Origin of the sequence: Cystobacter fuscus, assembly GCF_044360685.1 — a bacterium.
Taxonomy (GTDB): Bacteria; Myxococcota; Myxococcia; order Myxococcales; family Myxococcaceae; genus Cystobacter; species Cystobacter fuscus_C.
This window is the reverse complement of the sequence record NZ_CP043491.1, coordinates 1,708,843-1,729,472: the sequence shown is the minus strand read 5'-3', so window position 1 is coordinate 1,729,472 and position 20,630 is coordinate 1,708,843. Positions and strand designations below refer to the sequence as shown.

The 20,630-nt window shown below is 69.9% G+C and carries 19 protein-coding genes; 10 read left to right on the top strand and 9 right to left on the bottom strand.

What is annotated here, in order from left to right:
* The first annotated feature begins 18 nt into the window (after positions 1–18).
* Together F0U63_RS07235 and F0U63_RS07230 are read left to right on the top strand one after the other, a co-directional pair.
* Positions 19–1,692 carry an ATP-binding protein gene (locus F0U63_RS07235; protein WP_395845060.1) on the top strand — a complete coding sequence of 558 codons (1,674 nt, stop codon included), beginning with the start codon at positions 19–21 and terminating at the stop codon, positions 1,690–1,692.
* Positions 1,664–3,031 carry a sigma-54-dependent transcriptional regulator gene (locus F0U63_RS07230; RefSeq protein ID WP_395845058.1) on the top strand — a complete coding sequence of 456 codons (1,368 nt, stop codon included), beginning with the start codon at positions 1,664–1,666 and terminating at the stop codon, positions 3,029–3,031. The genes F0U63_RS07235 and F0U63_RS07230 overlap by 29 nt, the downstream gene beginning before the upstream one ends.
* A 25-nt stretch (positions 3,032–3,056) precedes the next feature.
* Here the strand turns inward: F0U63_RS07230 and F0U63_RS07225 are convergent, their stop codons facing one another.
* Genes F0U63_RS07225 through wecB form a run of 3 tightly spaced genes read right to left on the bottom strand, consistent with a single transcriptional unit; the run spans position 3,057 to position 7,742 of the window.
* The gene (locus F0U63_RS07225; RefSeq protein ID WP_395845056.1) at positions 3,057–5,576 is read right to left on the bottom strand and encodes an ATP-binding protein; all 2,520 of its coding nucleotides are present in this window, start codon (positions 5,574–5,576) and stop codon (positions 3,057–3,059) included.
* Between the two features lie 9 nt (positions 5,577–5,585).
* Positions 5,586–6,581: an RluA family pseudouridine synthase gene (locus F0U63_RS07220; RefSeq protein ID WP_395845054.1), complete on the bottom strand. Its 996-nt coding sequence runs from the start codon at positions 6,579–6,581 to the stop codon at positions 5,586–5,588.
* A gap of 33 nt (positions 6,582–6,614) precedes the next feature.
* On the bottom strand, positions 6,615–7,742 hold the full coding sequence (gene wecB, locus F0U63_RS07215; RefSeq protein ID WP_395845052.1) for a non-hydrolyzing UDP-N-acetylglucosamine 2-epimerase: 1,128 nt from the start codon (positions 7,740–7,742) through the stop codon (positions 6,615–6,617).
* Between the two features lie 93 nt (positions 7,743–7,835).
* On the opposite strand from wecB, the gene kdsB reads away from it, so the two are divergent.
* The 7 genes from kdsB to F0U63_RS07180 all read left to right on the top strand — a co-directional run bounded on the left by kdsB (position 7,836) and on the right by F0U63_RS07180 (position 14,873).
* Positions 7,836–8,576, top strand: coding sequence for a 3-deoxy-manno-octulosonate cytidylyltransferase (gene kdsB, locus F0U63_RS07210; protein WP_395845050.1), 741 nt, complete (start codon positions 7,836–7,838; stop codon positions 8,574–8,576).
* Between the two features lie 151 nt (positions 8,577–8,727).
* Positions 8,728–10,434: an ABC transporter ATP-binding protein gene (locus F0U63_RS07205; RefSeq protein ID WP_395848332.1), complete on the top strand. Its 1,707-nt coding sequence runs from the start codon at positions 8,728–8,730 to the stop codon at positions 10,432–10,434.
* Positions 10,435–10,792: 358 nt separating this feature from the next.
* Positions 10,793–11,026: a hypothetical protein gene (locus tag F0U63_RS07200; RefSeq protein WP_071901476.1), complete on the top strand. Its 234-nt coding sequence runs from the start codon at positions 10,793–10,795 to the stop codon at positions 11,024–11,026.
* Between the two features lie 93 nt (positions 11,027–11,119).
* Positions 11,120–12,748 (top strand): CTP synthase, encoded by a 1,629-nt coding sequence (locus F0U63_RS07195; RefSeq protein ID WP_395845048.1) that lies wholly within the window; start codon positions 11,120–11,122, stop codon positions 12,746–12,748.
* Positions 12,745–13,572 (top strand): 3-deoxy-8-phosphooctulonate synthase, encoded by an 828-nt coding sequence (kdsA, locus tag F0U63_RS07190; protein WP_395845047.1) that lies wholly within the window; start codon positions 12,745–12,747, stop codon positions 13,570–13,572. The genes F0U63_RS07195 and kdsA overlap by 4 nt, the downstream gene beginning before the upstream one ends.
* Positions 13,573–13,612: 40 nt before the next feature.
* On the top strand, positions 13,613–14,191 hold the full coding sequence (locus F0U63_RS07185) for a KdsC family phosphatase (protein ID WP_395845044.1): 579 nt from the start codon (positions 13,613–13,615) through the stop codon (positions 14,189–14,191).
* Positions 14,192–14,243: 52 nt separating this feature from the next.
* Positions 14,244–14,873, top strand: coding sequence for a response regulator (locus F0U63_RS07180; RefSeq protein ID WP_002630710.1), 630 nt, complete (start codon positions 14,244–14,246; stop codon positions 14,871–14,873).
* A gap of 123 nt (positions 14,874–14,996) precedes the next feature.
* On the opposite strand, the gene F0U63_RS07175 is transcribed toward F0U63_RS07180, so the two are convergent.
* From F0U63_RS07175 to F0U63_RS07165, 3 genes are all read right to left on the bottom strand, one after another.
* Entirely contained in the window at positions 14,997–15,446 is a 450-nt protein-coding gene (locus tag F0U63_RS07175) for an Hsp20/alpha crystallin family protein (RefSeq protein ID WP_395845042.1), read from the bottom strand.
* A 187-nt stretch (positions 15,447–15,633) separates the two neighbouring features.
* Positions 15,634–15,828 carry a CPXCG motif-containing cysteine-rich protein gene (locus tag F0U63_RS07170; RefSeq protein ID WP_395845040.1) on the bottom strand — a complete coding sequence of 65 codons (195 nt, stop codon included), beginning with the start codon at positions 15,826–15,828 and terminating at the stop codon, positions 15,634–15,636.
* Positions 15,828–16,151 carry a DUF309 domain-containing protein gene (locus F0U63_RS07165; protein ID WP_395845038.1) on the bottom strand — a complete coding sequence of 108 codons (324 nt, stop codon included), beginning with the start codon at positions 16,149–16,151 and terminating at the stop codon, positions 15,828–15,830. The genes F0U63_RS07170 and F0U63_RS07165 overlap by 1 nt, the downstream gene beginning before the upstream one ends.
* A 78-nt stretch (positions 16,152–16,229) precedes the next feature.
* Here F0U63_RS07165 and F0U63_RS07160 point away from each other — a divergent pair, with 78 nt between their 5' ends.
* Complete coding sequence (locus F0U63_RS07160; protein WP_395845036.1) at positions 16,230–17,066, top strand: hypothetical protein; 837 nt, start codon at positions 16,230–16,232, stop codon at positions 17,064–17,066.
* Between the two features lie 6 nt (positions 17,067–17,072).
* On the opposite strand, the gene serB is transcribed toward F0U63_RS07160, so the two are convergent.
* Genes serB through F0U63_RS07145 form a run of 3 tightly spaced genes read right to left on the bottom strand, consistent with a single transcriptional unit; the run spans position 17,073 to position 20,537 of the window.
* Positions 17,073–18,275, bottom strand: coding sequence for a phosphoserine phosphatase SerB (gene serB, locus F0U63_RS07155; protein ID WP_395845034.1), 1,203 nt, complete (start codon positions 18,273–18,275; stop codon positions 17,073–17,075).
* A gap of 21 nt (positions 18,276–18,296) precedes the next feature.
* Positions 18,297–19,727, bottom strand: coding sequence for a serine/threonine-protein kinase (locus tag F0U63_RS07150; RefSeq protein WP_395845032.1), 1,431 nt, complete (start codon positions 19,725–19,727; stop codon positions 18,297–18,299).
* Positions 19,728–19,781: 54 nt separating this feature from the next.
* Positions 19,782–20,537 carry a TIGR02266 family protein gene (locus tag F0U63_RS07145; protein ID WP_395845030.1) on the bottom strand — a complete coding sequence of 252 codons (756 nt, stop codon included), beginning with the start codon at positions 20,535–20,537 and terminating at the stop codon, positions 19,782–19,784.
* Positions 20,538–20,630: the final 93 nt, after the last annotated feature.

Sequence of the window (20,630 nt, the reverse complement as noted above, 5' to 3'; positions counted from 1 at the left end):
GCCCCCCGCCCCCGGGACATGGCGAGCCCCTCCCATCCCGACCTGAGAAACGCCGAGCGGCAGTTCACGCGCTCGGTGCTCGCGGGGCTGTGCCTGCTGGGCCTCGTCGCCGTGGTGGGGCCGCTGCTGTCCTACCGCGGGGACGTGCACGAGATGCACGACCAGTTCCGCTCGCGGCTGGAGCGCGAGGGCCGGGTGTACGCCGAGGCGCTCGGCCTGCACATCCAGCTGCTCGAGTCGGAGCTGTCCCGCGTCGCCCTGGGCGTGGGTCCCGAGCTGCTGGAGGGACGGGCCATCGAGGACATGCAGGACCTCACCGCGCCCGACCTCGGCCTGTTCCGCCAGGGCATCCTCCTGCTGGACACCGAGGGCAACGTGCGCTGGAGCGAGCCGCTCGTGCGCACCCCGGGTCACGTGGTGCGCGCCCGCGCGTGGTTCCAGCAGGTCCTCCAGCACCAGGAGCCCGTCGTGGACGCGCTCGATCCGGGCTCCTCCACCTTCGTCGTCGCCGTGCCGGTGATGGGCGAACACCGCCCCCTGGGCATGCTCGTCGGCCTGCTCGACGCCAGCATGGAGCTGCCCGGCTCGCGGCCCATGAGCAGGCACCTGAAGCTGGTGGTGCTCAACCGGGGCGGCGACATCCTCCTGCCCTCGCCGCCGCCCTCGTGGGCCACCCTGCCCGGCTTCGCCGCCAAGGTGGACGAACTGCTCGCCCGGGGAGGCCAGGAGGTGGACGGCGCGGACGGGGACGAGCTGTTCGCCTGGGCCACGGTGGTGCCGGGCACGCGGCTGCGGCTGGTGATGGCCGCGGACGAGACGGCCACCGTGGCCGCCATCCGCGAACGGCTGCTCGCGCAACTGCTCGTGCTCGCGGGGCTGCAGGTGGGCACCCTGCTGCTCTTCAGCCTGCACTGGCGGCGCGTCTACCGCCTCTTCCTGGAGATGGAGCGGCGCGCGGCGGAGAAGGAGACGATGGCGGCGCTCGGCTCGGCCGCGGGCCTCATCGCCCACGAGGTGAAGAACTCGCTCAACGGCCTCAAGGTGGCCACCGGCCTGCTGTCGCCCGGAGAGGAGCAGGCCCTCGCGGTGCGCGCCCTGCGCGGGCAGATCGATCGGCTCGCGCACCTGGCCACCTCGCTGCTGCACTTCGGCAAGCCCCCGCGCGTGCAGCGCATCCCCGTGGATCTGCCGCACCTGGTGCGCGAGGTGCTCGAGGGCCTGCGCGTGCTGCCCGAGGCCGAGGAGGTGCGCCTCACCGCCCACCTGCCCGAGGCGCTCGAACTCCACGGAGACCCCCTGCTGCTGGCCACCGCGCTGGACAACCTGGTGCGCAACGCCATGGAGGCGGCCGTGGCGGCCAAGGACCTCGGACAGGTGGCCACGCCCGAGGTGAGCGTGCGCGTGCGCCAGGAGGAGGGCCACGCCGTGGTGGACGTGGAGGACAACGCGGGCGGCCCGCCGGAAGGCTTCGAGGCGCGGCTCTTCGAGCCCTTCGTCACATCCAAGCCCAAGGGCGTGGGACTCGGGCTGTCCATGACCCGGCGCGCGGTAGAGCAGCAGGGAGGCCGCGTCTCTTTCACGCGCATTCCCGGCGGCAGCCGCTTCACCGTGACGCTGCCCCCACCCGACTCCACCGCCTCGTCCGACAACCAGGAGCCGCCCCATGAGCATCCCCCTGCTCTTCATCGATGATGACCGGGCCTTCTCGTCGCTGGGCGCGGCGGCGCTGCAGCGCGAGGGCTACGCCGTCACCCTGGCGCGCTCGCTGCACGAGGCCCGCGCCGCGCTCGCGCGCCTCACGCCCGCGCTGGTGGTGCTCGACCGGAGGCTGCCGGATGGAGACGGCCTCACCTTCCTGCCCGAGCTCAAGGCCCAGGCGCCCGGCGCGGCCGTGGTGATGGTGACGGCGCACGGAGACATCGCCAGCGCGGTGGACGCGGTGCGCGCGGGCGCGGCGGACTACGTGGCCAAGCCCGTGGAGCTGGCGGACCTGGTGCTGCGCGCGCGCCGGGCCCTGGACACGGGCCGCTTGAAGGACCGGCTGGCCGCGGCCGAGGCCGAGCTGTCCGGGCGGCGGCGGCTCGTGCCCCCCGCGTCGGCGGCCATGCAGCGGGTATTCGCGGCGCTCGAGCGCATCGCCGCCTCGCCCCGCAGCGCGGTGATGCTGCTGGGGGAGACGGGCACGGGCAAGGAGATGCTCGCGCGCCACCTGCATGCCTTGTCCTCCCCGGGCGGCGACGCGCCCTTCGTCCACGTCAACTGCGCGGCCCTGCCCGAGCAGACGGTGGAGAGTGAGTTGTTCGGCCACGAGAAGGGCGCCTTCACCGACGCGCGCACCGCGCGCCGGGGGCTGGTGGAGGTGGCGCACGGGGGCACGCTCTTCCTCGACGAGGTGGGCGAGCTGCCGCTGGGCCTGCAGGCCAAGCTGCTCACCTTCCTCGACTCGGGCCGCTTCCGGCGTTTGGGTGGCACCACGGAGCACTCCAGCAGTGCGCGCATCGTGGCCGCCACGCACCGCGACCTGCCGGGCCTCATGGCGCGCGGCGAGTTCCGCGAGGACCTGTGGTTCCGCCTGGGCGTCTTCCGCATCGACATCCCGCCCCTGCGCGAGCGCCCCGAGGACATCCTCCCGCTCGCCGCGGGCATCCTCGCCGAGCTGCGCCGGGAGCTGGGGCGCCGGGACGCCTCGCTCGGGCCCCATGCCCGCGCCCGGCTCGCCGCCTATGCCTTCCCCGGCAACGTGCGCGAGCTGCGCAACCTCCTCGAGCGCGCCCTGGTGATGGAGCCCGGCCCCGAGCTGGAGCTGGACGTGCTCGCGGGCACGAAGCCCGTGCCGGCCGGAGCCCCGGCGGCGAGCCCCTCCGAACCGAATGCCTTCGTGATCTCCGGACCGCCACGCGCCCTGGAGGAGGTGGAGCGCGCCTATACCCGCTGGGTGCTGGAGCAGATGGGGGGCCGGCGCATGGAGGCGGCCAAGGTGCTCGGCCTCTCCTACCCCACCTTCCTCAAGCGGCTGGGCGAGGGGACCTGAAGAACCGAGGCACCGCCGGCGTCCCTCACTCCTCGGGGATCCGATAGGGCAGCTCCAGCGTGAAGGTGGCGCCCTGCCCCGGCTCGCTGTCCACGGTCAGGCATCCGCCGTGGGACTCGACGATTTCCCGGCTGATGTAGAGCCCCAGTCCCAGACCCCCGTAGTGCCGCACCGTGACGGCGCGCTCGAAGCGGCTGAAGATGCGCGGCAGGTCCTCGGGGGCGATGCCCACGCCCTCGTCGCGCACGATGAACCGGGCGTGCACGCCGTCCGACTCCAGCCGCAGGGTGATGGGCTTGCCCGCGCCGTAGCGGGCCGCGTTGGTGAGCAGGTTGACGATGACCTGCTCCAGACGGAGCGCGTCCCAGCAACCCACCACGGGCGAGGGCGACTGGAACGTCACGCCGCAGCCCGCGCGGGTGAACACGTCGCGCAGCCGCTCCATCACCTCCTGGATCAGCCGGGTGAGATCCATCTCGGCGCGATCCAGGGACACGCGGCCGGTGACGATGCGGCCCACGTCGAGCAGCAACGTGATGAGCTGCGAGAGCCGCCGCGCCTGGCGTTGGGCCTCGTCCACCTTCGCGCGCATCCGCTCGCTGGCCTCCGGAGGCAGGTGCCGCTCCAGGGAGGACAACTGGAGCCGCAGCACGGTGAGCGGTGTCTTGAGCTCATGGCTCGCGATGGAGAGGAACTCGTCGCGCAGCCGGATGGCGTCCTGGGCATCGCGGTACAGCCGCGCGTTGTCCAGACACAGGGCGGCCCGGCGCGCCAGCTCCTCGGCCAGCGTCAGGTCCGCGCGCGAGTAGTGACGGCCGCTGTCGCCCTGCGCCAGCATGAGCGTGCCGAGGATCCGGTCACGTGCCACCAGGGGCACGCAGATATAGGAGCAGAGCTGGAGCGCGTTCAGCGGCGCCTCGGCCTCGGAGCTGCGCGCCATGTCGGCGAGCTGGCCCTCGGAGAACTCGGGGATCCACTCCGACTCACCCGTGCGCAGCACCTTGCCGACGCCATGGTCGGCGGACAACTCGACGGGCTGGAGCCGGAGCACCTGGAGCGCCACCCGGGCCTGTTCCGGCTCCCGGTGCAGCCCCGCGAGCTGCTCCACCCGTCCCTCCTCGGTGAGCACGTGCACCGCGCAGCAGTCGGCGAAGCGGGGCACCACCAGTTCCATCAAGCGCTGCATCGTGGAGACGGAGTCGAGCGAGCCGCCCAGGAGCGTGCTGGCCTCGTACAGGAAGTGCTGCCGCTCAGCGAGCGCCTCCACCTCGCGCCGCGCGCGCACGTGGTCCGTCACGTCGTAGGAGAAGAAGGCCACCCCATCCACGTGGCCCGCGGTGTCGCGCAGCGGCTCGTAGGAGAAGTTGAAGAAGCGCTCGTCGCGAGGCGCCCCCGTGCGCGGATCCTCCGCCACCCGGTATTCGCGCGCGACGAAGCGCTCCCCCCACATGTAGACGCGGTCGAGCACGTCGAGCATGCCCTGGCGCATGTGGTGGGGCAGGGCATCGCGCATCTTCTGGCCCACGAGGCCGCTGTCGCCCTGGTGGGCCTGGTGCAGGGGGTTGTCCAGTTCGATGACGTGCTCGGGGCCGCGCATCAGGCAGACCGCCAGGGGGGCCTGCATCACCACGGCTTGCAGTCGGGTGCGTTGGAACTCGGCCTCGGAGCGCGCGGCCTGCTCCTTGTCGAAGAGCCGGGCGCGCTCGAGCGCGAGCGCTCCCTGATGGGCGAGCGACAGCAGGAAGTCCCGGTCCGCCGAGTCGAAGACGTGCAGGGGCGCGAAGGTGAGGGACAGCACCGCCAGGGGCGTGCCCTTGGCGAGCATGGGCAGACAGGCCAGGGCACCGGACCACTCGGGCCGGCCCGAGCGGAAGACCCGGGTGATGGGCAGGTTCGACTCCATGGGCACCTGGGACAGCCGGTAGCCGGGACCTCCGGACATGCTCTCGCGGCTGAGCACCCGGAGCGAGCGGCCATCCATCTCGGGCAGTGCCACGGAGAGCCGCCGGGCATCCATCGCCTCCAGGGCGCCGCGCGCGATGACCTCCACGACCTCGGCGGCGGAAGCCACCGCGCACAACTTCGTCGTCATCTCCTGCAACAGGGCGAGCCGCCCGACGCTCTTCTCCCTGGCTACTTCCGCTTCCCGGCGCGCCGTCACGTCGCGCAGGAAGATGATGAGCCGGGAGCCATACGGGACGGCACACGCCTCGTAGGAGGTCTCCCCCAGGGGGGCGATCCACTCCGCGGTGGTGGTCACCCCCTCCGCCCGGGCGCGCAGGTAGGCCGTGCCGAAAGCGGTGTCGAGCAGCGTGGGGAAGAGCGACCACAGCACCTCGCCCAGCAACTCCTCGCGCGGGTGACCGAGCAGGCGCGCCGCCACCGGGTTGAGCGCCACGATGCGCCACTGCTCGTCGAGCACGAACGCCCCATCGGGAAACAACTGGAGCGGGATGTCGAAGGGCAGTTCCTCCTCGAGTTCCATCCGTTCACGCGACGGGGCCTGTCCGAGGGCGTCCTCGGGAGAGGAGGGGGCTTCACTCATGCGCGAAAGTTATGCACCGTCCGCGCCAGGGAAGATCAGCCCGGCCGGTATCCGGTTGGCGATGAAGTCCCGGAGGTCTCCGGGGAGCGGGGACTCGAACGTGACGCGCTGGCCGGTGGCCGGGTGGGGGAAGGACAGGCGCGCGGCGTGGAGGGCGTGGCGGGGCAGGCGCAAGCGCACCCACGCTTCGGGCTCGAGGCAGCGCTTGCTGAACCGATCGAAGTAGCCGGGGTCCGGCCCGTACATCTTGTCGCCCACGAGTGGAAAGCCCGCCTCGCGCAAGTGGATGCGGATCTGATGCTGGCGTCCGGTTTCGGGGTGGCAGCGCAAGAGGGCGAAGGGCTCGCCCTCGAGGGTGAAGCGACTGAGCACCTCGAAGCGCGTGTGACTTTCCTTGCCCTGGATGGGGTCGATGCGTACCGCGATGCGGATGAGCTCGGTGCCCTCGGCGATGGGGGCATCCACGCGGAAGGAGTCCTCGGGAGGATGGCCCTCGCAGATGGCGAGGTACTCCTTGTGCACCTCGCGCGAGATGAAGAGCCGGCCGAGCACGCGGCACGCCTCGGTGGTGCGTCCGCAGACGACCAGGCCACTGGTCTCGCGATCCAGGCGGTGCGCGGGCTCGGCGGAGGCATGGCCCAGACGCTCGCGCAGCAGGGAGACGAGTGTTCCCTTGTGGTAGCGGGCGGTGGGGTGCAGCGGCAGCCCGGCGGGCTTGTCGAGCACGAGCAGCCAGTCGTCCTCGAAGACGACGGGCAGTTCGGTGGGCGTGTCGGGCTCGGCGCTCGCGGGCCGGCGGATGCGGAAGGAGAGGCCCGGGTAGACGGGCGTGGAGGGCTTGAGCCGGTGCTCCTCGCAGAGGACTCCGCGCTGGATGACGCCGAGGAGCCGCTCGCGTGGCAGCCGGCGGAGCTTCTGGGCGAGGTAGCGCTCGAGCCTCCAGCCGGCGTAGTTCGGCTCGACGACGAAGGAGATGTCGACGAAGCCCTCGGGGGTCTCACTCATGAGGCCCCTGGCATAACACGGCGCGCGGGGCGGCTAGACGGCGGCGCGGCGAGGCGGAGCGACGGCGCCGAGCGTCTCCTCGTAGAGCTGGGCGATGCGCTCGCCGCTGTGGCCGTCCCAGCCGTCGGGCACCCGGCCCTTCTTCTCGTGCCCGTCGAGGATGCGGTCCGCTTCGCGCTGGATGTGGGCGGGGTGGGTGCCCACGACGAGGTTGGTGCCCACGTCCACGGTGATGGGCCGCTCGGTGTTCTCGCGCACGGTGAGGCAGGGAATGCCGAGCACGGTGGTCTCCTCCTGGAGGCCGCCCGAGTCGGTGAAGACGAGCCGGGCCTGGGAGGTGAGCGCGAGGAACTCCAGGTAGCCCATGGGGTCCACGAGGCGCAGGCCCGGGGTGCGCTCCAGGGTGGGCCCGAGGCCCAGGTCCGCGATGCGCTTGCGGGTGCGCGGGTGGACGGGGAAGACGACGGGCAGGCGGCTGGCCACGTGGCCGAGCGCGGAGAGCAGCCCGCGCAGCGTGCCCTCGTCATCCACGTTGGAGGCGCGGTGCAGGGTGCACACCGCGTAGCCGCGCGGGGTGAAGCCCATGTCCTTGAGGGTGGGCAGGCGCAGGGCCTGCTCGCGCGCCGCCAGGAGCGAGTCGATCATCACGTTGCCCACCATGCGGATGCGCTCGGGCTCGATGCCCTCGCGCAGCAGGTTGGCGTCCGCGTCGGCCGAGGGCGTGAGCAGCAGGTCCGAGATGCGGTCCACGAGCAGCCGGTTGAGCTCCTCGGGCATGGTGCGGTCGCCGCTGCGCAGCCCCGCCTCCACGTGGGCGAGCTTGATGCCCATCTTCACCGCCACGAGCGCCCCGGCCAGGGTGCTGTTGACGTCGCCCACCACGGACACGAGGTCGGGCTTCTCCTGGGAGAAGACCTTCTCCAGCTCGAGCATCACCCGGGCGGTCTGCTCGGTGTGACTGCCCGAGCCGATGCCCAGGTGGACATCGGGGGCGGGCATGCCGAGGTCGGTGAAGAAGACATCGCTCATCTTCACGTCGTAGTGCTGCCCGGTGTGGACGAGGATCTGGGCGAGCACGCCGCGCTCGCGGATGGCCCGGTGGATGGGCGCGACCTTCATGAAGTTGGGACGCGCCCCGACGATATGGAGAACCTTCTTCATGGGGAGCGAAGCTAGGCACCCTCCCCGCATCGGCCAGGGGGGCTCTGGCCCCGGGGGCCTCGCAGCGTCGTGAATCTGATAGACAGCGCCGCCATGTCCGCCCCCCGTCCCGTCGCCGTCATCCCCGCGCGCTACGCGAGCACGCGCTTTCCTGGCAAACCCCTGGCGCCCATCGCGGGCCGGCCGATGATCGAACACGTGTGGCGCCGCTGCCAGGAGGCGCGCGTCTTCGGGGAGGTGCTGGTGGCCACCGACGATGTGCGCATCCAGGAGGCGGTGGAGGGCTTTGGGGGCACGGCGGTGATGACCTCGCCCGAGTGCGCCACGGGAACGGACCGGGTGGCCGAGGTGGCCCGGGCGCGTGCGGACGTGGACGTGTGGGTGAACGTGCAGGGAGACGAGCCTCTGGTGGACCCGGATACCCTGAGGGTGCTCGCGGGCCTCTTCGCCGACCCGGCGGTGGAGATGGGCACCCTGGTGCGGCCCCTGGAGGCGGCCGAGCACACGAGCCCCCACGTGGTGAAGGCGGTGCTGGCGCTCAACGGGGACGCGCTGTACTTCAGCCGCGCCCTGCTGCCCTTCGTGCGCGAGCCGGGCGAGGCCAGCGCGGTGCGGCACTGGGCGCACCTGGGCCTGTATGGCTACCGGCGCGCGACGCTGCTGCGCCTGGCGGGGCTGAGCCCCACCCCGCTGGAGGGGGCGGAAAAATTGGAGCAGCTACGAGCCCTGGAGCATGGGGTGCGCATCCGCTGTGGCCAGGTGGCGGGACACACGGTGGCGGTGGACGTGCCCGGGGACGTGGCGCGGGTGGAGGCGGTGTTGCGCGGCGGCTGAGGCGGCCTGGCGGGCGGGCGGGCGGACGCGGGAAGAGAGAGTACGGGCCGGACGGCCTGCCACGAGGTAGGCTGCGCGCGTGTCCGACGCCAAGAACAAACCCGACGCCTCCAAGAAACCCCGGTTCTCCCGGGCGACGTTCCGCCGCCTGATGGGGCTGGCGCGCCCTCAGGCCCGCCGGATCATCGCTGGCACCTTCTTCCTCGTGCTCGCGAGCGCCCTGGGTCTGGTGTACCCGAAGATCATCGGGGACATCATCGACCAGAGCCTCAAGTCGGGGAACCGGGAGCACATCGACCGGGTGGCGCTGGCCATGGTGGTCGTCTTCCTCTTCCAGGGCGCGGCGATGGCGCTGCGCTACTACCTCTTCACCACCGCGGGCGAGCGCGTGGTGACGCGGCTGCGGCAGAACCTGTTCGCCAGCCTCATGTCCCAGGAGGTGGGCTTCTTCGACGAGCGCAAGACGGGAGAGCTCACCAACCGGCTGTCCTCGGACACCACGGTGCTGCAGAACGCGGTGAGCGTGAACATCTCCATGGCGCTGCGCAACGCGGCCCAGGCGTTCGGCGGCATTGGCCTGCTCTTCTACACCTCGCCGGTGCTCACCGCGCTGATGCTCGCCATCGTGCCCGCGGTGGCGGTGGGGGCGGTGTCGTATGGGCGCAAGGTGCGCGGCCTCTCCAAGGAGTCGCAGGACGCACTGGCGGTAGCCAACGAGGTGGCCGAGGAGAGCCTGTCGGGCATCCGCACCGTGCGCTCCTTCGCCGCCGAGCGCCACGAGGTGGAGCGCTACCAGACCGCCACCGAGCACGCCTACGATGTCGCGCGCCGCCGGGCGAAGCAGTCCTCGTTCTTCCTCGCGGGAGCTTCGTCCGCGGGCTACCTCGCCTCGGCGGTGGTGCTCTGGTACGGCGGGCGGATGGTGCTCGACGGGAGGATGACGGTGGGCAACCTCACCTCCTTCCTCATCTACTCGCTCATGGTGGCCTTCGCGCTGGGAGCGCTCGCGGACCTGTGGGCGGACTTCATGCGCGCCTCGGGCGCCGCCGAGCGCGTCTTCGAGCTCATCGACCGCGAGCCCGCCATTCCCTCCTCGGGGGGCGAGCGCCTGGCGGCCGTGCAGGGCCGGGTGGAGTTCCAGGACGTGCGCTTCGCCTACCCCACGCGGCGGGACGTGCCGGTGCTCAAGGGCATCCACCTGGCGCTCGCGCCGGGCGAGGTGGTGGCCATCGTGGGCCCCTCGGGCGCGGGCAAGTCCACGCTCGCCGCGCTGCTCGCGCGCATGTATGACCCGCAGGAGGGCCGGGTGCTGCTGGACGGGCGGGAGCTGAGCACGCTGGACACCGAGTGGCTGCGCCAGCAGGTGGGCACGGTGGCGCAGGAGCCCATGCTGTTCGCCACCTCCATCGCGGACAACATCCGCTACGGCCGCAAGGACGCCACGGACGCCGAGGTGGAAGCCGCCGCGCGCACCGCCAACGCCCACGAGTTCATCTCCCGCTTCCCCGAGGGCTACCAGACGATGGTGGGCGAGCGCGGCGTGCAGCTGTCGGGCGGGCAGAAGCAGCGCATCGCCATTGCCCGCGCGGTGCTCAAGGATCCGCGCCTGCTGGTGCTCGACGAGGCCACCAGCGCCCTGGACGCCGAGAGCGAGCACCTGGTGAAGGAAGCCCTGGAGCGGCTGATGCGCGGGCGCACCACGCTCATCATCGCCCACCGCCTGTCCACGGTGATGGGGGCCGACCGCGTGGTGGTGATGGAGGCGGGCCAGGTGGTGCAGAGCGGTGACCACTCCACCCTCATGGGCCAGGAGGGCCTCTACCGCCGGCTGGTGGAGCGCCAGTTCGTGGCCGCCTGAGCCGCTCCCGTCCTCCCGTCTGCCCAGGGTACGGCCTCGCCCCACACCTCCCGACCAGTGGCGCGGGACAGCAAGGGTTGTTAAAACAGGCTCCGCAGACGAAAGGAGGTGATGCCTTGACTGAAAGCAAGAGTCAGGCGTCCACCTCCGTCGGTACGGCGCGCTGATAAAGCCACCGTCCGGCGGAGACGTTGACGCCGAAGGTAGATTGGCCCGCCCGGGCCCACGCACCCCACCATTCGACGGGGCCGTGGACCGGGCGGGCCTTTTTTATCTTCCCTCCGGGAATGCGAGCGGGCGGACCCTGTTGCAGCCCGTCGAGGGGGGAAGGCTCGTTTGATTCGCTGGAGGCCCGACCTTGTCCATCACACCCTGCCCGAGTCCGCTCCCTTGCGCCCTGCGAGACGAGTCGGTGGTGGAGGTTCAACGCAATCTGTTCTGCGCCAACTATGACGCCTGTCTGCACCTCGCGGTGAAGCAGGGCTGGGACGGGTGGACGTGCCGGCACTGCCCGCTGCGCGAGCACCGGGGGAGCGTTCCCCAGGCGCGCGACTACGCCGAGAGCCGCCCCCGCAGTCAGGGCCAGGACTGACAGCCCCGGACTCACCGTGAGTCAGGGCCTCGACGGGGGCCGGGGGACCGACAGAAACATTGACGCATCCGGCCTCTCTTGGCAGGAAGGGCCATGCGCTCCAAGAAGACCAAGTACATCTTCGTGACCGGCGGCGTGGTGAGCTCGCTCGGCAAGGGGCTTGCTTCGGCTTCCATCGGTACCCTGCTCGAGAATCGCGGGCTGGAAATCACGCTGCTCAAGCTGGACCCCTACATCAATATCGACCCGGGCACGATGAGCCCGTTCCAACATGGCGAGGTCTTCGTCACCGACGACGGGGGCGAGACCGACATGGACCTGGGTCACTACGAGCGCTTCACCACCGCTCGGATGTCCCGGCTCAACAACTTCACCACCGGCCGCATCTACCACTCCGTCATCCAGAAGGAACGGCGGGGCGAGTACCTGGGCAAGACGGTGCAGGTGATTCCGCACATCACCGATGAGATCAAGTCCTGCATCCGCCAGGCGGCGCAAGGCGTGGACGTGGTCATCGTGGAAGTGGGCGGCACCGTGGGTGACATCGAGTCCCTGCCCTTCCTCGAGGCCATCCGCCAGATGCGCTACGACGTGGGGGCGGGCAACACGAGCTACATGCACCTCACGCTCCTGCCCTACATCGGCGCGGCGGGCGAGGTGAAGACCAAGCCCACCCAGCACTCGGTGATGAAGCTGCGGGAGATCGGCATCCAGCCGGACTTCCTCCTGTGCCGCACGGACCGGGAGATCAGCCGCGAGCTCAAGGACAAGATCGCCATGTTCTGCAACGTGGACACGGGCAACGTGTACACCTCGCCGGACGTGAAGAGCATCTACGAGCTGCCCCTGGAGCTGCACCGCCAGGGCCTGGACGAGCGGCTGACCGAGGCGCTCAACATCTGGAGCCGGGCGCCGCGGCTGGAGCGCTGGGAGGACATCGTCCGCAAGGTGTACTCGCCGGGCCGGGGCGAGGTGACGGTGGCCATGGTCGGCAAGTACGTGGACCTGAAGGAGAGCTACAAGAGCCTCAACGAGGCCCTGATACACGGCGGCATCGCCAACGACGTGCGGGTGAACCTGCGCTTCGTGGACTCGCAGGACGTGGAGGACAAGGGCGCGGAGGCCATCCTGGCTGGCGCGGACGCCATCCTCGTGCCGGGCGGCTTCGGGGTGCGGGGCACCGAGGGGAAGATCTCCGCGGTGCGCTATGCCCGGGAGAAGCGGGTGCCCTTCTTCGGCATCTGCCTGGGCCTGCAGATGGCGGTGGTGGAGTTCAGCCGCAACGTGCTGGGCTTGAGTGGAGCCAACTCCCTGGAGTTCAATGAGCACACGCCGCATCCAGTGGTGACGCTCATGGAGAGTCAGGTGAAGGTCCAGGACAAGGGAGGCACCATGCGTCTGGGCACCTATGCCTGCGCGCTCAAGCCGGGCTCGCTCGCCCACAAGCTGTATGGCGAGGACTCCATCCAGGAGCGCCACCGCCACCGCTACGAGGTGAACAACAGCTACCGCGCGCGCATGCAGGAGGCGGGGCTGGTGGTGTCCGGACACAATCCGGAACTCAACCTCGTGGAGATGATCGAGCTGCCGGACCACCCGCACTTCATCGGCTGCCAGTTCCACCCCGAGTTCAAGAGCAAGCCCTTCGCGCCCCATCCGCTCTTCTCGGGCTTCATCCGGGCGGCGCTCGCGCAGCGCGAGGCGGGGAGGACCCAGGCGTGAGCACCATCCAACTGTGCGGTCATACCGTGGGCGAGGGCCACAAGCTCTTCGTCATCGCGGGCCCCGACAGCATCGAGTCCGAGGACATGGCGCTGCGCCACGCGCGGATGCTCAAGGAGATGACGTCCCGGCTGGGCGTGCCCTATGCCTTCAAGTGCTCCTACGACAAGGCCAACCGCACGAGCGGCAAGTCCTTCCGGGGCCCGGGCCTGAAGGAGGGCCTGCGCATCCTCGCGCGCATCAAGCGCGAGGTGGGCGTGCCCATCCTCACCGACGTCCACGAGACGAGCCACGTGGGCCCCGCCGCCGAGGTGGTGGACATCATCCAGATTCCCGCCTTCCTCTGCCGCCAGACGGACCTGGTGGAGGCCGTGGCGCGCACCGGCAAGGGCGTCAACCTCAAGAAGGGCCAGTTCGTCGCCCCCAAGGACATCGTCCACTCGGCGCGCAAGGCCGTGGAGACGGGCAACCCCAACGTGCTCGTCACCGAGCGCGGCGCCACCTTCGGCTACAACAACCTGGTGGTGGACATGCGCGGCTTCGCCCAGATGCGCGAGGCGGGGCTCGTCGTGTGCTTCGACGCCACCCACTCCGTGCAACTGCCCTCCTCCGGGGATGGGCAGACGGGCGGGGAGCGCAAGTTCGTCTCCCTCCTCGCGCGCTCGGCCGCTGCCGCCGGAATAGACGCGCTTTTCACGGAAGTGCATGAAGACCCGGACCGTGCCCTGTGCGACGGTCCGTGTTCGCTCTCCCCCCAGATGTTCGAGGACGTGATACGTCAGGTGCTCGCCATCCGACGTGCGCTGGGGCACGAGCCGTCATGAGAGAATCGAAGTCGTGGGGAGGGAATCCGAGGGACACGACATGACGGACCTGCCGCCAAAGCCCAGCCGGGACGAGCTGACGGAGCGCGCCGCGCGCGTGCGCCTGCTCGTTTTCGACGTGGACGGGGTCCTCACGGACGGCGGCCTGTATTACGGCGATGGCGGCGAGGTGATGAAGCGCTTCGACGTGAAGGACGGCCACGGCCTGGTGATGGCCCGGCTGGCCGGCCTGCGCACCGCGCTGCTCACCGCGCGCTCCTCCTCCATCGTGGAGGTGCGGGGCCGCGAGCTGGGCATCTCCGCCGTCTTCCAGGGGCGCAAGGACAAGTCGGCCGGCCTGGACGAGCTGCTCGCCCAGCTCGGGGTGGCCCCCGAGGCGTGCGCCTATATGGGGGACGACCTCAACGACCTGGGTCCCCTGAGCCGGGTGGGACTGTCGGCCTGTCCGGCCGACGCGGCGCTCGAAGTCCGGCAGGAAGTGCATTACATCGCACGCAACCGGGGAGGTCACGGCGCCGCGCGCGAACTGGTGGAACTGTGCTTGCGGGCGGCGGGGCATTGGGAAGCCACCGTCCGACAGATGAAAGCCGCCGAGGCCCTACAGGCTGTCAAGTTGTGAAAGCAAAGAATTTTCGCTTCCCGGTTAGGTGTCCTATCCTATGAGTGCCGGAATGAAGCAGGGCAGAGATGAGGAAAGTTCGATGACGGATCAGCTCTACACGACCCACGACATCAGCCGGTTGCTCCAGGTGGACCCGTCCACGGTGAGCAAGTGGATCGACCGCGGCATCCTCATGGCGTTCCGGACGCCAGGCGGCCACCGGCGGGTGCGCTCGGCGGACCTGCGCACGTTCCTCATCACGCACCAGATGCCGGTGCCCGAGGAGTTGGGCAGCAGCACCGTGCGCCTGCTGGTGGTGGACGACGAGCGTCAGGTGCTCGACGCCATCAAGCGTGCGTTCAAGCCCTACGCCAACCAGGTGGAGCTGCAAACGACCACCAGCGGCGTCGAGGCGCTGCTGCTCGTGTCCGAGCAGAAGCCCCATGGCATGCTCATCGACCTGAACATGCCGGACATCGACGGTATCGAGGTGTGCCGCCGCATCCGCGCCCGCAAGCAGATGGAGGGTGTGCGGCTCATCACCATGACGTCCGCCCACTCGCCCGAGGTGGTGGAGCAGTCCAAGCAGGCGGGCGCCGTGGCGTGCCTGCCCAAGCCGCTGGACGTGCAGCAGGTGCTCGACCTGTTCCGCGTGCCGCTGGCGCTCGGGGGCACGACTCCCGCCGCCGTCAAGCGCTAGCCACGCGACGAAGGGCGGTGCCCATCAGTGGCCCCGCCCCCCGTCTCACTCCCGGCGTGCCCGGATGGACGAGCCGGACCCCAGACCTCGGGGCCCGTGCCCATCGGGTGCGCCGCGCGTGCGTCAGCCATTCACCTTCACTTCGATGACGCGCGGCTTGGTCTCCTCACGCCGGGGCAGCGCCAGCGTCAGCACGCCATTCTCGTAGCGCGCCTCCACCCGGGACGGGTCCACCGTGCGCGGCAGCACGAAGGAGCGGGTGAACACACCGAAGTTGCGCTCCAGGCGCCGGGTGCCCTCGTCCTTCTGCGACTCCGGACGCTTGCGCTCGGACTTGAGGGTGAGCGTGTCGTTCTCCACCTTCACCTCGATGGACTTCGCATCATGGCCCGGCAGGTCCACCTGCAGGGTGATGCCCTCGGCGGTCTCGTAGATGTCCGCCGCGGGGGCGAACTCACGCGCGCCGGACGGGCGCACGGGCAGGTCGCGGAAGAACTGGTCGAACTCCCTCATGACCAGGGGGCCCAGCGCCACGGCACCATTGTTCATCAACGGGTTCCAACGGCTTTGCATGGACGTCTCCTGTGCACGCCAGACTCCTCGCGGAGCCACGGCGCGTGGTTGTGGTGAAACAGAAAAGGGTTGGTTTGTTCGTGCGCGGCGCCCTCGTTCCCGGGGGCGCCGCGCCTCTCACAACTCCAAGAGAACCATGCTTTGAAGCGTGTCAAGGAAGCGCGCCGCGCGCCCCCGGACCGCCGCCTCAATCGTCCTCGCGCCCGAGGGAAACGAAGACCTCGTCGTCCTCACGGGTGACGCGCACGACCCACGGCCGGCAGCACACCGGGCAGTCTTCCACGTACGTCTCCGAGGAGGCCCCCAGGGCATCGGCGGTCACCTCCACCTGCTCCCCGCAGTAGGGGCAGAGCTGCAACGAGTCATCGGCGAAGGGCTGCATCAGCGCTCTCCTCCCGGGACGTCCAGTGGCCAGACGAGCAGGGGTCTGCCAGCTCCCTCGCCCGCTCGCCACCGGGTGATGTCCCGCCTCAACCGGTCCACATCCACGCCCTCGCACAGCGGGGCCAGGGACTCCAGCCGCTCGAGGGCCCGCGAGAAGAGTGTCCACGCGCCCCGGGTGTTGCCCACGTCACGCTTGAGCCAGCCCGCCGCGGCTAGGATGAGGCCCTGAAGCAACAGCCGGCGCGGGCCCTGCTCGTGCCGCCAGGCTTCCTCCCACGCCTCATGGGCCGCGTGGAAGGCGCCCGCGTTGAAGAGCGTCATCCCCTCCTCTAGACAGGTAGCGAACGCACGAGGCATCGAAACGCGACTCCAGGCTCCTTCCTTCGTAGACTGGAGGGCATGGCCGCACCTCGCAACCGGATTGGAGAAATCCTCGTCAAGGCCCGTGTCCTCGACGAGATGCAGCTGCGCAGCGCACTCGCCCAGCATGATCAATGGGGTGGGCGCCTCTCGCGCATCATCAGCGACATGGGGATTGCCTCGGAGGAAACCCTCACCCAGGCGATCGCCGAGGGCTTCGGCATGCAGCGCGTCCAGCTGGGCACCGCCAAGGATCCCGGCGCGCTCGCCAGGCTGGACGTCCACCTGGCCGAGCAGAAGGGCATCTTCCCCGTGTCCCTGCGCGACAACGGCAAGACGCTCGTGCTGGCCATGGCGGACCCCTCCGACCTGGCGACCATCGATCAGGTGGCCGCGCTCAGCCGCACCCGCGTCATCCCGATGGTGGCGGGCGACCAGGAAATCCAGAACGCCATCCAGCGGCACTACCGCAATCAGGAACCCATTGTCTCCCCCACCGCCCGCACCGCGCCCACCGGACGAACGGGCACGTCCGGGGACGAGGACGAGTTCAAGATCGTCGACATGGCGGGCAAGACGGTGAGGAAGTCCATCGCCGAGATCGCGCCGAACCTGGCGCGCGAGAACGCGGCCCGGCAGAACTCCGCCCCCATGCCGCCCCGTCCGAGCATCGGCTCGAGCGCCGCGGATCTGCTCGATGAAATCCTCAACGCCTCTCCCGCCGAGACGTTCTCCGCCGAGGAGATGCAGCGGTTGCAGGCCGTGCAGGTGAACCAGGAGAAGAGCTCGAAGATCCTGCGCGCCCTGCTCGAGCTGCTGCTGGAGAAGGGACACATCCAGCAGCGCGAGCTGGCGGCCCGCATGCGCGCGCCCTGAACCGCCCTACTCCCCCACTTCCCGCAGCTCGCGGGCCGTGAGCCCCAGGAAGTAGAGGATGGTGTCCAGACCGCCCGCGGAGATGGAGGTGTCGGCCGCCTGGCGCAGCTTGGGCTTGGCGCGAAAGGCGATGCCCAGTCCCGCGCGCTCCAGCATCAACAAGTCATTGGCGCCATCGCCCACGGCGATGACCTGGTCGAGCAGAATGCCCTCCGCCCGGGCGATGTCCTCCAGCAACTCCGCCTTGCGACGCGCGTTGACGATGGCCCCCAGGGTGCGGCCGGTGAGCTTGCCGTCCGCCTCCTCCAGCAGGTTGGAGTGGGCATAGTCGATGCCCAGACGGGCCCTGAGTGCCTCGGCCGCCACGGAGAAGCCTCCGCTGATGATGGCGGTGCGGTAGCCCAGCCGCTTGAGCACGCGGATGAGGGTCTCCGCGCCCTCGGTGAGGGGAAGGCGGGCGGCGAGCTCGTGCAGCACCCGCGCGTCCAGTCCCTTGAGCAGCGCCACGCGCTGGCGCAGCGACTCGTCGTAGTCCATCTCGCCGTGCATGGCGCGCTCGGTGATGCGCGACACCTGCTCGCCCACGCCATGGGCTCGCGCCAGCTCGTCGATGACCTCGATGCGAATGAGCGTGGAGTCCATGTCCATCACCACCAGACGCTTGGCGCGCCGGTAGAGGCTCTCGCGCTGCAACGCCACGTCGAAGGCGCTCGTGGCCATGGCCAGCTCCAGCAACGAGCGCTGGAGTTCCTCCGGCTCCTTGCTCGCCGGCAGGGCGAGGTGGATCTCGAACGAGCCGGGCTCCACGTCGGACAGTCGGTGGATCCGCTCGATGTTGGCCTCGTGCCGGGCCAGGCACTCCGTCACCGCGTGCAGTTCGCGCGCGCCGAGGGAGCGGCCCACCACGGTGACGACATGACGGCTGGGGGACGTGACGGCCTGGGGGCCCGGCTCGCCCACCGCTCGGGATTCCAGGGACACGCCCAGCGCCTGGGCCGCGGAGTGCAGTTCCTGAAGGACGCCTCGCCCCTCGGGCACACGCACGAGCAGGCACAGGGTGAGCTGGCCCCGCACCACCACCTGCTCGATGTCGAGCAGCACCGCGCCCGCGTCGGCGAGCAGGCCCGTCAGCCGGGAAGCGATACCGGGATGGTCCCTGCCGGTGAGGGTGAGGAGAAGGGACTCGTGCGAAGCGGAGGGGGTGGTCATGGTGTCACGGCCCGGGGAGTACTACCGCGGCTCCGAGGAAAGGATGAGATCGCCCTTGGCGAGGAACTGCGCCTCGGGGAAGGACTTGTAGAAGTCCTCCAGCATGGCGTCGAGGTCCGGATAGCGCTGGTCCACGCGGTCCTGAGTCATCTTGTCGAAGAGCGCATCCAGACCGGAGGGTGCCTCGGGATTGACCTCGGAGGGCAGGGGCGAGCGGCGGCCGGGAATCTGCCCGGTGAGCATCTCGTAGAGGAGGATGCCCAGCCCGTAGACATCGGAGGCGGGACCCGCGTCCTTCGCGCGCTGCGGCTGGAGGAGCTCCGGCGCCAGGTACACCATGCCGCTGGCGCCCACGAAGACCTGGGGCAGGCCCTTGGAGGCATCCTGCTCCACCACGCGGCTCAGCCCGAAGTCGCCGAGCTTCGCGTTGCCGTGGATGTCGAAGAGGACATTCTCCGGCTTGAGGTTGTGGTGGGAGAGGCCCACGGCGTGCGCGGCGCGCAGCGCGTAGGCCAGTTGCAGGAAGCAGCGCAGCGCGAAGGGCACGGGCACGCCCTTGCCCCCGCCCTCCTCCAGCATGGTCTTGAGGTTGCCCTGCAACAGCTCGAGCACGTAGTAGGGGCGCGCCGCCTCCACGTTCTGATCGAGCACCTGGACGATGCCCGGATGGCGCACCTGGGCCTGGGCACACAGCTCACGCTTGAGCCGCTTGAGCACCTCGCCACGCTGCAGGAAGGAGAAGTAGCCGAAGATGTCCTTGAGCTCCTTGATGCAGACGTCCAGCCCGAGCGCGTTGAAGCGGCCCTTGCTGGTGGTGCCCAGCGGACCGGAGCCGAGGGCCTCCTGCTTCTGGTAGCGCTGGTCCAGCACCTCCACGGCCTTGGAGCTGGGAGTCGAGGCGGGGGGCGGCAGCGGCACGGCGTCGTTGCGCGCGCTGGCCACGGGAGGCGAAGCCGGAGCCGGCGGCTCCACCGCAGAAGACGCGCTCGCGGTGGAGACCGGGGCGGGACGCGCGCGAGGCAGGGCGGGCGGCTCCGCGGACGCACGCACCTCGGAGGCAGCGGCCTCCGACTCGTCCTCGGGAGGAGGGGGCGGCTTGAGCGCCTGGGCCTGGGCGACCGTGTCCTCGGTGGTGAGCGACTCCAGACCCAGTTGCTCGGCGAAGAACTCCCCCACCTCGGCGATGAACTGGTCCTGCATCCCGGTGTCCACCACGCGCTCGCCCATGTCGGTCAGGCGCAGCTGCGCCTCCCGGGGATCCAGGGCGATGTAGTGGTACTTGCGCAGGAAGAGGTAGTAGCTGTCGAACTCCAGCGAGACGGACGGCTCGAGCGAGGCCTTCACATCGGCCAGCTTGTTCGAGCGTCCCAGACGGCCGTTCTCCCTCAGGCTCTGGAGGATGAACAGCGCCTCGCCGCAGATGGTGTCGCGGTGGATGACGGGCGTGGGCATGGGGGCGCGACTCTACGCGCTCACGCCACCAGGACCAACGAGGGAAGAGGGACGTCAGGGGATGTGGAGCAGCTGCTTCACCGTCTCCAACACTTCCTGGAAGCGCACGGGCTTGCGCAGGTAGATGTCCACCCCGAGCTGCATGGCACGCTCGCGCGCCTCGGGGCCTCCCGCGGAGATGGCCACCACGGGAATGGACTTGAGCGCCTCCTCGGCGCGGATGCGCTCGATGAGCGCGAAGCCGTCCATCACCGGCATGTACAGATCCGTCATCACCAGGCTGAAGCGGCTGGAGCGCAGCGCCTGCAGCGCGTGATGCCCATCGGGAGAGAAGTGCACCTCCAGGGGCACCCGTCCCGCCAGCTCGCCACTCGCCAGCTTCTTGAGCACGTAGCTGTACATCTCGATGATGTGGGGATTGTCCTCGACGATGAGGACGCGATAGCCGTCCGCGGGGGCGGCCGTCCGGTCCGACGCGCGGGTCTGTCCTGGCGCACTCAAGATGTCACCCAATCGCTGCCGGTCCTCCGCTTGGAGCACCCGGATGCCGACACCCCCGGGTGCTTCGGGCGACACGGGCCGGACCCATGCCACCGTTCCCACGACTTCTACCGGATCCAGAAGCCCCGGGAAAGAAAGTGCCAATCCAACGGACTCACCCACGGTGAAAGGACGGTCGGTCTGCACGAAGATTCCTCCTCGTGACAGGTTCTCCGTCACCTCCGTCATCCGGGCCTGGTCCGGAAAGCGCACCCGTAACACGAGCGGCACTCGGGGTCCTTCACGCTGGTCGTCTGATCCCCGATTCATAACAAGGGGTTGAAATCGCTCGGAATTTTGCTGGTGCCGGCGCAGTGTAGCGCCGAGGGTTTATGTTGACAACGCGGGCGTCAGAGACTTACG